This window comes from Geobacillus sp. BMUD (assembly GCF_013096845.1).
Lineage (GTDB): Bacteria > Bacillota > Bacilli > Bacillales > Anoxybacillaceae > Geobacillus > Geobacillus vulcani.
Genome location: NZ_SDLA01000003.1, coordinates 59,556 through 74,587, shown reverse-complemented (window position 1 = coordinate 74,587; position 15,032 = coordinate 59,556). Strand labels below are relative to the sequence as shown.

Below are 15,032 nucleotides of genomic sequence, written 5' to 3'. Positions count from 1 at the left end.
TTTTTAGCCCAATGTCCGTCCATGATCTGAATGCATTAACATAAACAGTCCAAATTTTTTAACAAATGATGGACAAAAGAAAACGAATTTTGTTATAATCCACTCAAGGGTTCCGTTAAAAGAAAATGAGTTACATACAATGGAACAAGGAAGGGGGCGAATGATAAGTGAACATCGGCAAGCCAAGCGTTTGATAAATGACGGAATGTCCCAATGCGATGGCGGATTAAACCACGCTATTTTTTCGGTCTAACACTGTATGCGTTTTCTCTCATCAAAACAAGGGTGGTGAGCAGGTAATGAAGAACAAACGCCGTTGGGCGATAGCATTCTTGATCGCCTTAGGAGTCATTATCAACTATTTTGACCGCATCAATATGTCCGTCGGCATTCAGCCGCTGTCCAAAGAATTCGGCCTCACGCCCGGACAGATCGGCATTTTGTTGTCTGCCTTTGCCTGGTCGTACGCCATTTTGCAAATCCCAGCTGGTGTCATCCTTGATAAAATTGGTGTTAAATGGGTGACGCGTGTCGGAACGATCATTTGGACGGTTGCCTGTTTCCTCACCGCCATCGCCAGCGGCCAAGGGCTTGTCATTTTGTCACGCGTATTATTAGGAGTTGGGGAAGCACCGTATTTCCCTTCCGCCGCTAAAGCGGTCGGCCAATGGTTTCCGCGCCATGAGCGGGCTACCGCGATTTCTCTTTACGACGCCCAGTCGAAGCTCTCAAACGCCATTGGCACCCCGATCATCGCCTGGATCATCACTGAATGGGGATGGCGAGCTGGGTTTTATACGACCGCGGTGCTCAGCCTGATTTACGCTGTCATCTTCTGGACGATGTACCGAGAGCCACATGAAGACAAACGGCTGTCCAAGGAAGAGTATGACTACATTGTCCAAGGTGGAGCGCAAAAGTCGGATGAAACATCCAGCAACGTTTGGGAGACGCTTCGGTATTTGCTGACAAAGAAAAAAGTATGGGCGACGTTGATCGGGTTTGCCGCGTATGGCTACTCGTGGTTTCTGTTTCTCACATGGCTTCCCGGCTATTTGGCAACGGAAATGCACATGTCAGTGCTAAAATCAGGCTGGTACGCTTCGATTCCGTGGATCGTCGGCACGATTTCAGAAATCGTGATCGGCGGATGGCTCATCGACCGATTGGTGCACAAAGGAGGCAACTCCACGCGCGTGCGAAAAACGTTTCTTGTCGCCGGGATGTTGCTCGGGCTATCCGTCATCGGCGCCGCCTTTACGACAAACCCGAACATCGCCATTGTTTGCATTTCCATTGCGCTCGGCGGTTTAGTTATCACGTCATCGATCGCCTACAGCATTCCGACGTTTATTGCCCCGCCAGGCACCATCGGAACGTTGACCGGTCTATTGACGTTCGGCAACAACTCGATGGCCATCGTCGCGCCGATCGTTACGGGCTTTATTGTTCAAGCGACCGGCTCGTTTATGTACGCGTTTCTCGTCGCCGCACTCATTTTGCTTGCCGGCATTTTCAGCTATTTATTCCTGTTGACAGATTTAGAACCAATTGAGCCGATGGCTGAAGCAGAAACAAAGCAAAATACAAACATCAAGCACATAAAAGTGCGGTAACGAAAAAAGAAGCGCCTTCGTCCAACTAGCGAAGGCGTCTTTTCATGCTGCCGCTTTGCAGTGAACAAAGCTTTGCCCCACCTCAATGCGAAATCGATCCGGTTCAATGCCCCGTAAACCATCCGAGCGGCACGGTGACGAGAGACGGGAAGAAAATCAACAAAAGCAAGAGAATCGTTTCGGCAAGCAAAAATGGCCAAACCCCTTTCATAATGTCTTCCATGTTGATTTTCGCCACCCCACAGGCGACGTTTAACACCGTGCCGACCGGCGGAGTGAGCAGTCCAATGCAGTTGTTTAGAATAAACAGCACCCCAAAGTACACTGGATCGATCCCGGCTTTTTCGATAATCGGCATTAACACCGGGGTCAAAATGAGCACGGTCGGCGTCAAATCCATCGCCGTCCCGACCAACAGCACCAACGCGTTAATGGCCAGCAGCAGCGCTAATGGATGATCGATAAACGGCGCCAGCACGTCCGTGACAATGGCCGGAATATTGGCGACAGTGATCAACCACGCTGACACCATGGCCGCCGCCACCAAAAACATGACGACACTCGTCGTTTTCGATGCGGCCACGAGCACGTGGAACAAGTCTTTCAGTTTCAGTTCACGATAAATACACAAACCGACAAACAAGGCGTAAAACGCGGCCACCACTGCGGCCTCCGTCGGCGTAAACACCCCTCCGCGAAGCCCACCGACAATAATCGCCGGCAACAACAGCGCCCAAAACGCCTCGCGGGTCGCCCGCCAAATTTCTTTCGCCGACTGACGCGGAAGCACTTCCACTTGATCGCTTCGGGTCACCCACCACCAACACACCGCCAACGTAATTCCAAGCAAAATTCCGGGAACGATGCCGGCCATAAACAGCTTGGTGATCGATACCCCGCTCGTTACCCCGAAAATGATCATCGGAATGCTCGGCGGAATGATTGGCGCAATGATGCCGCCCGCGGCAATGAGGCCTGTCGAACGGTTGCGGTTGTATCCGGCGTTGACCATCATCGGGATCAAAATGGCGCCCAGCGCTGCCGTGTCAGCCACCGCCGATCCTGACAGCCCCGCGAACAGTACGCTTGCGATGATCGCCACATACCCGAGCCCTCCACGAATGTGGCCAACCAGCGCCAAGGCAAAGCGGATGATCCGCTTGGAAATGCCCCCGGCGTTCATCAACTCCCCGGCGAGAATAAAGAACGGAATGGCCATGAGCGGAAAGCTGTCCGCCCCGCTGATCAAGTTTTGAGCGATGATTTGCGTATCAAAAATATTCAAGTAAAACATAAGAGCGACTCCGCTGACGAGCAAGGCAAACGCGATCGGCATCCCAAGCGCCATCACGCCGAGCAGCGATCCGACAAATACCACCAATGCCATCTACCGCTCACCTCCGGCGGCGCTCTGTTTCCGTTCGTGTGGCAGCTCTATTGCCTCACTGTGAGCGACAGTGATGATCTCATCTTCCGATTCTTTCATTCTCGTCAGCTCATCAATCGCACCGGGGCGAAACAGCGCCTGATACATATGAAACAAAGTGATGATGCCCATGCCGATGCTCACGACAAGCCCGGTTCCATAAATGAACGCCATCGGCAGCCCAGTCGCTGGGGCTTTGCTTTCCAAGCCGCTGATTGTCATCTTCCAGCTTCCATCAAAAAGCAAATAGAGCACATAAAGTACGATCGCGTTGCTAATGACAAAGACGATGCGTTTGGCGCTAGACGGCAGCTTCCTAAGCAGCGTGTCAACGCCTAAGTGGTCGTTGTCTTTTAACGCGCCAATGGCCCCGAAAAACGACATCCAAATAAAGAGGAAGCGGGACATTTCTTCCGACCACGTAATGCCAGAGTTAAATCCGTAGCGCAACACAACGTTGCCGAAAACAAGAATAGACATCAAAGCGAGACATAGCGCCATCAATGCATTGAGCGTCTTCTCCAGAACGGCTCCGATCCTTTTCATTGTGTTCCTCCCCTAAAGTCTGTCATCAAAGAATGGAATGACTCTTAAGGGGCATTTCCCCTTAAGAGCCGTTGTGCCATTCTGTTATTTTCCTGCTTCAAGCAGTTGGTTCACTAAATCTTCACCGAACTTCGGCGCATATTTTTTATAGACCGGTTGCACTTTGTCAATAAATTTTTGTTTTTCTGTTTCAGATAGTTCGGTAATGACCATTCCTTGCTGTTTTAAATAGTCGAACATTTTGTCGTCTTCTTCTTTATTCAATTGACGCTGGTAATCTCTTGCTTCTTCCGCCGCTTTCGTGATCACGTCTTTTTCTTTGTCCGTCAACGTATCCCAAAACTTTTTGCTGATGAGCAGTGGGCTCGCATTGTACACATGCCCAGTTTTCGTCAAATATTTTTGCACTTCGTAAAACTTGTTGATCGCGACATTTCCGACCGGATTTTCTTGACCGTCCACCACGTGTTGTTCCAAAGCAGTGAACAGCTCCGTAAAGGCCATCGGCACTGGAGTGGCTCCCAACTCTTTCCACAAGTCAATATGCAGGTCATTTTCCAACGTTCGGATTTTCAATCCTTTAATATCGTCCACGCTTTTGATTTCCCGTTTATTGTTCGTCAAATGACGGAACCCGTTTTCCCAATAGTTCAGGCCAATCACTCCGGTAGCAGGCAAATCTTTTAGCAATTCTTGTCCAATTTCCCCATCCAGTACTTTGTAAGCGGTTTCTCGATCTTTGAATAAAAAGGGAAGATCTAACACCCCAAGGCGCGGCGCAAAGGAAGCGATCGGGCCTGTCGACATCGTTGATCCTTGAATCGTTCCCATCTTCAGCGCTTCAAATACGGCTAAGTCTCCTCCAAGTTGTCCGTCCGGGTACACTTCCACTTTAATCGATCCGTTTGTCTCTTTTTCTACGATTTCAGCAAACTTGTACAATCCCTTTGTCAGTGAACGGTCTTTCGATGTCGCAACGGCCATCTTCATGACTTTTGGTTCTGCTTTTTTCGCCGCGCCGCCCCCTTGTGTCTCCGATTTTGATGAACACCCCGCAAAAACCAACAGGCAAGCAACGAACAATACCAACATCTTTTTCATTCACTTTTCCCCCTTTATTTCTTCTTTCAATGTAAGCTGGTCGATACAGCCGAATGGATCCATCGGCTGTACGCCTTGTATGTTGAACCCGCATTCCTGCTCTGCCGCAAACCGTTGTGTTCCCTCTCGACCGCGGTCGGCTATGCGGGAAACAACCAAATGAATGAAGCATTTATTTATATATTAAATTTTCAGATAACTAAACTTGTGTGTATGGCAGCCTTCCCTGTAGGAAGCGCTGCCAAGCTTTTGTTTGTCGATCACGCCGACAGGTCGCTTTGTTCCGTAAAATGGCGGGCAAAATACTCTTTTGCCGACTGCAGGCAACGTCGTGCATGTTCTTCATAGCCCCATTCCTTTACCCGCTGGATATTCGGCAGCTCGATCGAACAAGGAATTTCCGGCATACGGCGAACAATATCGGCGATATCAATCCCGCCTTCCCCAATATACAGCCGCTCTTCACGGAGAATTCTCGTCATCTCTTCTTTCGATGCTGGAATCTCGCCAGGAGCGTCGCAAAGATGGAGAAAATGGAACCATTCTCTCGGCACGCTCTCTAACGCTTCCGGCGAATCTCCCGCGCGATGGAAATGGTGAAGATCGATCATGATTCCGGCATTGTCTTGTTTCACCGTATTTAATACATCGATGACCCCAGCCAAATTCGTCACAGCAGCAATCGGCACGTACTCCAAATCAACAGTCAGCCCGTATGGCTTTGCCAACTCGCACAACTCAGCAAACCGTTCGATATAGACGCTGCGGTCGGTCGTCCAAATGCTGCTTAAGACGTGGCGGCCGCCAAGCTCAGCCGCCACTTCCATGGCCGGTTCATACCGTTTGGGGTCAATATCGGCATCAATGCGGGCCAGTTCGATATCCAACAGCTTAACTCCCGTTTCCCGCAACGCTTCCTTTGTCTCCCGCAGCAGCTGCGGGTTTTCGGCTAACGCATAATTCGGCTCACCGGGCAACCCCATGTAAATGATCCGGAAACTGACGTAATCATATCCTGCTCGGGCAGCGATGTGCGTCATCTCCGGCGGTGGGCAGCCGAGCACCGTTAGATGAGCCAATGAAAAGGTTCTCGCCATATCCGTCCCCCCAATCTTCAATGTTCCTCATTACCGCTCAACCGCAACATGGTGAACACGCTTACCCGGGGAATAGATATCCATAATGTTCCAGTGGCCAGATGTCGGCGTTGGGACGTTGATCATTTCCACATCGATGACAAACGGTTTGTTCGCTTGGATGGCTCGCTCGAGCGTTGGTTTAAACTCTTCCGCCGAGCGGATTTTCACTCCTTCGATGCCGTACGCCCGGGCAATGGCCGCATAATCCGGCGAATACGGTTGGCCATCTTTTTGGAAGACTGTTCCGTGTGTCGTGCCAAAATGCGCTTTTTCCAGTCCGGCGATCGTGCCAAAAGCGTAGTTGTTCATAATGACCCAAACAACGGCGATGTTTTCCTCAGCCGCTGTCGCCAGCACCGCCGGATTTTGCCCAAATCCGCCATCTCCAACGAGCGACACGACGACGCGATCCGGGCAGGCGATTTTCGCCCCGAGCGCCGCCGGAGCGCCAAAGCCCATCGTCGCATAGCCACCTGGCGTTAAAATCGTCCCTGCTCCATACGCCGGGAACTGTTGGCCGACCCCGTTTTTGTTCCAACCGACATCCGTTGTAATGATGGCGTCTCTTGGCAACACTTCCCGCACTTCATGCAAAATGCGTTCCGGACGCATCGGATAGCTGTCATCGCGAATATGCTGTTCGTTTTGTTGCCGGAACTCTTGCTTATAGCTGGCGATCCGTTCTTTCAGCGCTTCGTCCGACCGCCCTTGCGGCACGACTTGTTTGGCCACGCGGTTCAACACGGTAAGCGCTTGCTTGACATCGGCGACAATACCGAGTTCCGTCGGATAGTTGCGTCCGATTTCATTCGGATCGATGTCAATATGAATGAGTTTCGTTTCCGGAATATTGAATGTATACTCCGACTCCCACGAGCTACAATCGGCTTCGGAAAATCTCGTCCCCAATGCCAAAATGACATCGGCGTTGCGGCACATGTCATTGACAAATTTCGTTCCCCAAAATCCGCTCATGCCCAGCGCCAGCGGATGGTCATCCGGCATCGCTCCTTTCCCCATTAACGTGTGAGCAACAGGAAGGTCAAAGTGTTCGACAAACGCTTTCAGTTCTTCCGCGGCATCGGCAAGCATAATGCCACCGCCAACATACACAAGCGGACGCTCTGCCTGCATGATGTTTTCAATGACTTGTTTTGCTGTTTCATCATCAATCGACGGCTTATGCAACGCTTTCGTATGCCGCTTTTGTTTTTCAAACAGCGACACGTCCACCTCTTTTGAGAAAATATCCATCGGTACGGAGACGAGCACCGGACCCGGACGACCGCTCTCCGCCAGCTGGAACGCTTTTTCTAAAATTTCCGGGAACAAATCCGGCCGGTCGACCCGCCATGCCCGCTTCACAAACGGGCGGTAAATTTCATATTGCGACGCATCCGCATGCAAGTTGATTTCTTGGTGCGGATGTTTCCCATAATAATGGCTCGGCACATCGCCGGCGATGACGACCATCGGAATGGAGTCGAGCGCCGCATTGGCGACCCCTGTCGCCGCATTCGTCAACCCCGGGCCGACATGGCATAATACGACGGCTGTTTCTTTTTTCGCCCGCGCATAGCCATCCGCCATATGAGCAGCAATTTGTTCATGGCGGACGTTGACAAACTTGATCGGACTATGCTCAAGCGCCGCCAACACCGCGATATTCGTATGGCCGCAAAGCCCGAAAATATGCGTGACACCGCGGTCTTCCAAATACCGGACTAACTGTTCGGCTACCCCTTTTTTCATCGCTCTTCCTCCTCTTGAAAACTTAAAACCACTTTGCCCGCATTTCCAGATGACGCCAAGTCATACGCCTGCTGATAGTCGCGGACCGGGAAAATGCACGAAATCACCCGCTCGATCGGATACGGCATCGTCCGCAAATAATGAATCGCTTGCACATAGTCATCCGGGAAGCGATAGATGATCGAGCCATGCACAGTTACTTCGTTGCGAACGAGGCGCACGACCGGGAACGTCGCTTCATTCGCAAAACCGATCAACACAAGATGACCGCCTGGGGCGACGAGCTCCACTGCCTGTTCGACCGCTTCGCGCGTACCCGCTGCTTCAATGACCACGTCAAACGATTCATTGGCCAGTGCATTCGGCGCAAGCGTGCGAATATCCGCCATCGCTTTCACCGTTTCGAGTTTCAGCGGATTGATGTCGATCGCCGTCACGTCCGCTCCCAAATGGCGGGCTAACACCGCCGCCATCATCCCTTCATTGCCGCAGCCGATGATGGCTACTTTCATCCCTTGTTCGATTTTCACCTTTTGCAACGCATGCACGACAACCGCAAACGGCTCGACGAGCACGGCCTTTTCGTCCGGTAGATCATCAGGAACAGGAAGCGCATACTTCGACGAGATGACGAACTCATGCGAAAACCCACCGTCGACGTTAATGCCGAGCGATTGTTTATGCCGGCAGATGTTCGTCAACCCTTTTTGGCATAAGTCGCACGTTCCGCAATACGTATTCGGCAACACAACGATCCGTGTCCCGATGTCATACGCCGCCTGTTCGCCTTTTTCCACGACGACACCGACTAGCTCATGGCCGGCCCGGACCGGATAGTTCGCGTGAGGGAGTTTTCCTTTGAACACCCCGAGGTCCGATCCGCAAATCCCCCCGTAAATCAGCTTGATTTTCACCTCATCCCCCACCGGAGAACGGATGGAATCGAGGTGCCGCAATTCCAGCTCATTCGGCTTGGCGACATAAAGCCCTAACATGTTGTCCACCACCCATCATCACTGTGGAAACTGCCATACAATCATTTTCATTTCCGTCATTTCTTCGATCGCATACCGCGGGCCTTCGCGGCCGATGCCGCTATTTTTCACGCCGCCGTACGGCCAGTGATCCAACCGGAAATTCGATGTGCCGTTAATAACGACCCCACCGACTTCCAACGCTTCGGCGACTTGATAAACAACATCCATTCGATTCGTAAACAGCCCCGCTTGCAAGCCAAACGAAGAATCGTTGGTTTCCGCAATCGCTTCGTCAATCGTCCGGTACGGGATAACGCTGACGACCGGGCCGAACACTTCCTCACAAACGACTTTGCTTCGCTTCGGCGGGTTAAAGAGCACTGTCGGCTCGACCGTCGCCCCGCGCCGTTTTCCACCGCAGACAAGCGTCGCCCCGCCCGCGATGGCCTCATCGATCCAATCCATCACCCGATCCGCCGCCCGTTCATCGACCATGCAGCCGACATCGGTGTCCGGCAGGAGCGGATCACCAACTTTCAACGCTTCGACTTCCTGTTTAAGCAAGTCGGTAAACGTCTCGACGACCGACTCATGTACGTAAATACGCTGGACAGAAATGCAGCTTTGCCCGGAGTTGCTGTAGCCGGTTTTGGCGCAAAGCGCGGCGGCTCGTTTGAGGTCGGCATCTTCGTGAACAATCGTCGCCGCATTGCCGCCAAGTTCAAGCAATACTTTTTTCATGCCAGCTAGCGCGCAGATGTTGCGGCTCGCTACCACGCCGCCGGTAAACGAAATGACATTGACGCGGTCATCTTTCACGATTTGCTGCCCGACTTCCGCACCACCAAGCACCATGTTGATGGCGCGCGGCGGAAGACCGGCCTCAAGCATCAGCTTCAACAATTCCGCCGCAATGAGCGGCGTCTGCGGCGCCGGTTTTAAAATGACACTGTTGCCCGCCGCAAAGGCTGGACCGATTTTATGGCAAATTAAGTTCAGTGGGGCGTTAAACGGCGTAATCGCCGCCACCACACCAACTGGCACGCGGAAGGTGAGCGCCACTGCCTTCGTCCCGCGCGCCGAGGCATCGCCAGGGATCGTTTCCCCAAACAGCCGTTTCGCTTCCTCCGCGGACTGTTCGAGCGTTTCAATCGAACGAGACACTTCATCCAACGTATTTTTCAGCGGTTTTCCAAGTTCTTCGGAAATATAGCGGGCAAACGTTTCTTTCCGTTCCTCAAGCAGCGCCGACGCCTTTTTTAAGATGCGTGCCCGCTCATAAGCTGGAATGCGAGCTACTTCTTTTTTCGCCGCAAACGCCGCAGCTAAGGCGTTTTCGACATCGTCGGGCGTCGCCAGTTGCTGTTCACCAATGACTTCCCCTGTATACGGGTTTTTCACCGGCTCCACCGCGCGGTTGTCTCCTACCCATGTTCCATTAATGTACAATTGCGCCTTTCTCACGTTCATCACCTACTTTTTAAAATGACGTCTCTCCGGCCCAGTGTAGCGGACCAAATCGCTGCGGTTCGGGCACGGCCCTTTGATCAACACCCCGTTTTGCCATTCTTCAAACGCGTGAGCGACAATGCCCATTCCCCGCGACAAAGCAAACACACCTTTCGCCGCTGCAGCCGGCACGCCGAGCTCACACTGGATCGCGGCCGCCACCCCGTCGATATTCATCGTCATTTTTTTCCCTTTCGCCTTCTCGAGCTGGGAGCGATACGTTTCTGCGATCGTTAAATATCGCCCGCTGATCTCTCCCTCTTCCACAAGCCGCTCAGCCAACGCGTACAGCCGCTTGACGCGCGGATCATCGTCATGAAGCTGGTGGCCAAATCCAGGCAGCTTCCGCCCTTCGCGCCGAAACTGTTCAAACCGTTCACTGACCACGGTGCTGATCGCGTCGTCTCCACCGCGAGCTTCAATCTGCCCGTTCGTTTCATAAAATAGCGCCATCGCTTTCTCCACCGCTCCCCCGTGTACATCGCCAAGCACGTTAATGCCGGTCGCGACGCACGAGTTAAAGGAAATACCGCACGTCGCCGCCATGCGGGCTGCCGCAATTGATGGCGCGCGCGGACCATGGTCCGCCCCAGCGACGAGGACGCTTTCCCATAACTTCGCTTTTTTCTCGCTCAATATCTCGCCGCATAATAGGAGATAAAGCATTTGCGTATACGAGACGTTGCCGATCAGTTCTTCGATTGGATAACCACGAACGAGAATTTCATTTTTGCGAACGTCGCTGATCGACGTTTCCCACCATGCCGCCCCATCGGCATACATATCGAGGGCGCTTCGTTGTTTCATGGCTAGGCTGTCCCTCCTTCTGAGCGTTGATCGAGCCACCTGCCTATTAGATCGATCTAAAAACGCCAGAAACTTATATTTAGATCGATCTAAACTAACGGCTGCTGACGATTAGATCGATCTAGACAAGGGCCAAGCTTACTTTCCCTTGCTCTCCCGCCTGTCTCCCTTTGATCACTCGAAGTGAAATCTATTTTCTTTTGGATCGATCTAACGTCAAACCATTGGAACTTATCAAAAAATTCAGCAGCTTCATCTTCATTATATCCACCACTGAAAACGTTGTCAACGATGAACTAACATTTCAGCAACCATCGCGACACCGATCCCTGCCGCCATATAAGCGATCGCAAAACCGATATTCCATCTCCCGACGCGGTACGGATTGACACCAAGCTCATCGGCCAACAGCGAAACGGAAATATTGTACGGACTGTACATCACCGTGGACAAGCTGCAACAAATGAGCACAATCGACAGCGGCACCGCCGGAACGAGCGTCACAATGGGCTTTAACAGCGGCATCAGCAGCGTTAAACTGACTAGCGGATGGAAGCCAACGAACGATGTAACGAAAAAGTAAGCGGCAATCATGACATACAACCAGACGGCATGCTCCGCCCCCGCGCGAAACCATCCTTCGAGCACGGCAAGGAGCGAGGACCGGGACAGCATCTCCACAAACAACCCAGCTCCTAAAAACATGAAAAAGTAGTTGGCCAGTCCTTCCGTTCTCTCTTTCCAATGACGAAGTGCCATCGTCCCATACCGTTTCAACCGACGCGCGAGCAGCGCCCACCCGAAACAAAACGGAACAAGCAACAGAACAACCGAAAACAAAAAGCCTTTGCCAAGCCAGTGTTGCAACAAGGAAACGAACACCGTAAACACGACGAGCACCGCAAGCAACTGGGTGGCTTTTTTGCCAACCGAACCAACCGTTTCCCCATTCGCCTCCCCATTGTCAGCCAACGGATCGTTGCGATACGAAACACCTGCCACTCCCCAATCGATCAGTGCCATCGTCACTGCTAAAAGCAACAAAAACAGCGCGACCTCATAATAGCGCACACCGGTGAAGTCAATGGTCGTGCTGATCATCACTTCCATCGGACTCCATGTTAGACAAAGCGCATACGCCCGCAACAAATTCCGCACGTAAAACGTCTCGGCCTTCCCTCTGTCCCAATTCTGCAGCGCTGCCCGCAACGAACGGACAAGAAGCGGGATGGTCGCAATATTTAAAAACAGTCCAAGCAAATGACAGACACTGAAACTGCGCCGATATAGCGATGCGGCACGCCCTGTTTTCCATTGCAGCCATTGGCTTAAACTTTGATCATACCGCCCGACACGAATGAGCGTGTTCATAAACGGCAGAACGAAAAACAGCGCCAATAGCCCTAACACCCGCTCAAAATGAAGGACAAACGTCGACAACGAATCGCCATAATAAAGAAACAGACTGACCCCCAACACGAAAAAAACGGTCCCTGACACCGCATACACCCCCCGAACGTAAAACGCCGAAACGGCCAGTGCCAAAACAGCCGCACCCCCCATCACGTAGCGGATCACCACTGCATCAACAAACTGAGCGACGACATACAACACCACCACTGCTGTATACAACGGTACCCGCAGTGTTCCAATCATGCGCTTTAGATTCCTTCCTTCCATGATCACTCACCTCTCTCCAATCATAAACCGGCTTTCTTCCGCAAGACAAGACAGACTTTTTCTCACTTTCATCCCCCGCATGTTCATTCCCTCCAAACAAAAAACACCTAGGAAAACGGCAACATCGCCCTTCCTAGGTGTTCCATAGACCAAACCGCCGAAAAATGCCCCATCCTTTGTCAAGCAATCCGGCGGGATGGCCGATTTAGGTCCTCTCCGCAAGGACCAATTCTTTCAACGTGAAACCAAGCGAGGTCAGGAAAAGCAACGTAAACCTGTTTCAATCCTCTCCGCGAGGCCCACTACTTTCAACAGCACCTTTATTTTACCATTGATTCTCTAAAAGGATGGTGACAAAAGGAACAGGTTGCTTCACCGCCTTGTTTCTCAAATTGAGAAACTTTGCGACATCAGCTTCTCGTTTCACGTCATCCGACGTCGGCTAGGGGCGATCGCTGTTTTTCACCAGCCTTCTAAGGCGGCAAGAGGCCATTTTGCACACCCCTCACACCCCTGCAAAACATAAAAAGTGGTTATGTCAACTTGTACATCTGACCGAATCTGTCAAACGTTCAAACTGTTGATCTATCAATACTATATTTCGTGAATCGAAAGAAAAAGAGGCTTGCACACCCCCCTGCCGTTTTTGCGGGTGTTTTGGGGTGTGCAGCTGAGGAAGGTCATCGGCTTGTTCCCTGCCGCGCCAATACCCGCTCAAGCCCCACCGCCACGCCGTCTTCCTCATGGGAGAGGGTGACGAAATCACTATTCGCTTTCAATTCGGGGGCGGCGTTGGCCATGGCGACGCGGCAGCCCGCCACCTCAAACATCGACAAGTCGTTATGGCTGTCGCCAAAGACGACCGTATCGCGCATATCGATGCCGTAATGGGCGGCGAGTTGCTTAAGCGCCTCCCCTTTCGTCGCCCGTTCGTTGTTCATCTCAATGTTGTGCGGATGCGACGAGGTGACCGTGACGCCGGGGAGCGGGGCGAAACGGGACGCCGCATCAAGAAGCCGCTTGCGGTCAAGGGCGAAAATCAGCAGCTTATACATCACCCGCGCCGGGTCGTCCCACACGGTGCGGATGTCGTCGACGTACGTCACCCGCGCCTGCTGGAACTGTTTGTTCACGAGCCATTTCACCTCTGGCGCCGCCTCAGCCATCTCCGAAGCGAGCGCTTCCCACTGAGCGCGGTTATGCAAGCCGACATAGACCGCATCGCCCGTGTACGTCTCACAATACAAGTCCGCCTGTTCGCGCACCCACTCAAGCACTGGGCGGACCGTCGCCCGCTCAAGCGGCGCCTCGCTGATGACAGTGCCGTCTTCGAGCGTGACGATCGCCCCGTTTAAGCTGGCGATCGGGCAGACGAGCCCCACCTCGCGAAGCGGGGCGAGTGCGTCTTTGCGCGCCCGGCCGGTGACGACGGCTACGATATGGCCTTGCGCTTGTGCGGCTGCGATCGCTTGCCGATTTGGTTCGCTGATTTTTCCCTCCCCGTTCAACAGCGTTCCATCCATATCTAAGGCAATAAGCATAGATCCATCCCTCTCTCTTTCGCTGTTCTCCACACCGCGGCCCGTAAACCAGCAGCTCGCTTTCCACTAGAGCCGTCCTCATAGGCGCTCCCCTATTATAACAAAACGATGGCAAAAACGTGAAATCTTCCCGCTTTTCATAGTATAATAGATGAAAAAAATTCTCAATGAAAGCGAAGGGATGCCCATGTGGATCGTTTACGCCTTGTTGGCGGCGGTGTTTGCGGCGCTGACGTCGGTGCTGGCGAAAATCGGGATTGAAAACGTCAATTCTCACTTGGCGACCGCCATTCGCACTGCGGTCGTGCTTGTGCTCGCCTGGGCCATCGTGTGGTTGACCGGCGCCCACCATGGCATCAAATCGATCTCTCCCAAGAGCTGGTGGTTTTTATGTTTGTCCGGGGCGGCGACCGGATTGTCGTGGCTTTGTTTTTACAAAGCGATCCAAATCGGTGATGTGTCCCGCGTTTCGGCCATTGACAAATCGAGCTTGGTGCTGACGATTTTGTTTGCGGCGATGTTTCTCGGTGAACCGCTCTCCGCGAAGGTCGTGATCGGGGTGCTGCTCATCACCGCGGGGACGTTGCTGATGATGTTGTAGCCCGTCCGTCTCAGCGGGCGCCTTGTCTTCCCTCTCGGCTGCCAGCCGGCCATCAGGGGAACGATGCGCCCTAGCCCTCCTCTCCGCCCCCTCCCGAGCTCCGCGAACGAGCCCGCCGTTTGACGGCGCCACGCATCATTCCCTCTCTCTGCCTGGCACGCGCCACAATTTTTTCGCTTTTTTATAGACAGGACGAGGGAAAAGATGATATGATGGTCTTCACTATGATGAAAAGCCACTCGGCATTTGATCACCTTCATTCAATGAATGATCGCGGCGATGAACCCGCGCTTGCATGATCGCGCGGCACATCGAGCGAAGAGTGATGTGGAAGGAG

The 15,032-nt window shown here is 52.7% G+C and carries 12 protein-coding genes; 2 read left to right on the top strand and 10 right to left on the bottom strand.

Features of this window, described 5'->3' with window-relative positions; all coding sequences use genetic code 11:
• Positions 1-299: 299 nt before the first annotated feature.
• Positions 300-1,616 carry an MFS transporter gene (locus ETC05_RS06075; protein ID WP_171660592.1) on the top strand — a complete coding sequence of 439 codons (1,317 nt, stop codon included), beginning with the start codon at positions 300-302 and terminating at the stop codon, positions 1,614-1,616.
• A 103-nt stretch (positions 1,617-1,719) separates the two neighbouring features.
• Here the strand turns inward: ETC05_RS06075 and ETC05_RS06070 are convergent, their stop codons facing one another.
• From ETC05_RS06070 to ETC05_RS06025, 10 genes are all read right to left on the bottom strand, one after another.
• Entirely contained in the window at positions 1,720-3,003 is a 1,284-nt protein-coding gene (locus tag ETC05_RS06070) for a TRAP transporter large permease subunit (RefSeq protein ID WP_171660591.1), read from the bottom strand.
• Positions 3,004-3,588: a TRAP transporter small permease gene (locus ETC05_RS06065; protein WP_031408928.1), complete on the bottom strand. Its 585-nt coding sequence runs from the start codon at positions 3,586-3,588 to the stop codon at positions 3,004-3,006.
• 84 nt (positions 3,589-3,672) lie between these two features.
• Positions 3,673-4,689 carry a TRAP transporter substrate-binding protein gene (locus ETC05_RS06060; protein WP_171660590.1) on the bottom strand — a complete coding sequence of 339 codons (1,017 nt, stop codon included), beginning with the start codon at positions 4,687-4,689 and terminating at the stop codon, positions 3,673-3,675.
• Between the two features lie 260 nt (positions 4,690-4,949).
• Positions 4,950-5,786: a sugar phosphate isomerase/epimerase family protein gene (locus ETC05_RS06055; RefSeq protein ID WP_168368650.1), complete on the bottom strand. Its 837-nt coding sequence runs from the start codon at positions 5,784-5,786 to the stop codon at positions 4,950-4,952.
• A gap of 30 nt (positions 5,787-5,816) precedes the next feature.
• Positions 5,817-7,580, bottom strand: coding sequence for a thiamine pyrophosphate-binding protein (locus tag ETC05_RS06050; protein WP_031408921.1), 1,764 nt, complete (start codon positions 7,578-7,580; stop codon positions 5,817-5,819).
• The gene (locus ETC05_RS06045; protein ID WP_171660589.1) at positions 7,577-8,575 is read right to left on the bottom strand and encodes a zinc-dependent alcohol dehydrogenase; all 999 of its coding nucleotides are present in this window, start codon (positions 8,573-8,575) and stop codon (positions 7,577-7,579) included. Before ETC05_RS06045 ends, ETC05_RS06050 begins: the two co-directional genes overlap by 4 nt.
• Positions 8,576-8,593: 18 nt before the next feature.
• Positions 8,594-10,027, bottom strand: coding sequence for an aldehyde dehydrogenase family protein (locus tag ETC05_RS06040; protein ID WP_171660588.1), 1,434 nt, complete (start codon positions 10,025-10,027; stop codon positions 8,594-8,596).
• Positions 10,028-10,030: 3 nt separating this feature from the next.
• Positions 10,031-10,873: a citryl-CoA lyase gene (locus ETC05_RS06035; protein WP_031408914.1), complete on the bottom strand. Its 843-nt coding sequence runs from the start codon at positions 10,871-10,873 to the stop codon at positions 10,031-10,033.
• Positions 10,874-11,158: 285 nt separating this feature from the next.
• Positions 11,159-12,553 (bottom strand): hypothetical protein, encoded by a 1,395-nt coding sequence (locus ETC05_RS06030; protein WP_171660587.1) that lies wholly within the window; start codon positions 12,551-12,553, stop codon positions 11,159-11,161.
• Positions 12,554-13,233: 680 nt separating this feature from the next.
• Positions 13,234-14,094, bottom strand: a complete 861-nt coding sequence (locus ETC05_RS06025; protein WP_031408910.1) for a Cof-type HAD-IIB family hydrolase — start codon at positions 14,092-14,094, stop codon at positions 13,234-13,236.
• 187 nt (positions 14,095-14,281) lie between these two features.
• Between ETC05_RS06025 and ETC05_RS06020 the strand changes: the two genes are divergently transcribed.
• Positions 14,282-14,695 (top strand): EamA family transporter, encoded by a 414-nt coding sequence (locus ETC05_RS06020; protein WP_031408908.1) that lies wholly within the window; start codon positions 14,282-14,284, stop codon positions 14,693-14,695.
• Positions 14,696-15,032 lie beyond the last annotated feature (337 nt).

Bases quoted from the DNA above. Each gene is read 5' to 3' on its own strand.
- ETC05_RS06075 (WP_171660592.1), top strand. From the start codon at position 300: ATGAAGAACAAACGCCGTTGGGCGATAGCATTCTTGATCGCCTTAGGA.
- ETC05_RS06070 (WP_171660591.1), bottom strand. From the start codon at position 3,003: ATGGCATTGGTGGTATTTGTCGGATCGCTGCTCGGCGTGATGGCGCTT.
- ETC05_RS06065 (WP_031408928.1), bottom strand. From the start codon at position 3,588: ATGAAAAGGATCGGAGCCGTTCTGGAGAAGACGCTCAATGCATTGATG.
- ETC05_RS06060 (WP_171660590.1), bottom strand. From the start codon at position 4,689: ATGAAAAAGATGTTGGTATTGTTCGTTGCTTGCCTGTTGGTTTTTGCG.
- ETC05_RS06055 (WP_168368650.1), bottom strand. From the start codon at position 5,786: ATGGCGAGAACCTTTTCATTGGCTCATCTAACGGTGCTCGGCTGCCCA.
- ETC05_RS06050 (WP_031408921.1), bottom strand. From the start codon at position 7,580: ATGAAAAAAGGGGTAGCCGAACAGTTAGTCCGGTATTTGGAAGACCGC.
- ETC05_RS06045 (WP_171660589.1), bottom strand. From the start codon at position 8,575: ATGTTAGGGCTTTATGTCGCCAAGCCGAATGAGCTGGAATTGCGGCAC.
- ETC05_RS06040 (WP_171660588.1), bottom strand. From the start codon at position 10,027: ATGAACGTGAGAAAGGCGCAATTGTACATTAATGGAACATGGGTAGGA.
- ETC05_RS06035 (WP_031408914.1), bottom strand. From the start codon at position 10,873: ATGAAACAACGAAGCGCCCTCGATATGTATGCCGATGGGGCGGCATGG.
- ETC05_RS06030 (WP_171660587.1), bottom strand. From the start codon at position 12,553: ATGGAAGGAAGGAATCTAAAGCGCATGATTGGAACACTGCGGGTACCG.
- ETC05_RS06025 (WP_031408910.1), bottom strand. From the start codon at position 14,094: ATGCTTATTGCCTTAGATATGGATGGAACGCTGTTGAACGGGGAGGGA.
- ETC05_RS06020 (WP_031408908.1), top strand. From the start codon at position 14,282: ATGTGGATCGTTTACGCCTTGTTGGCGGCGGTGTTTGCGGCGCTGACG.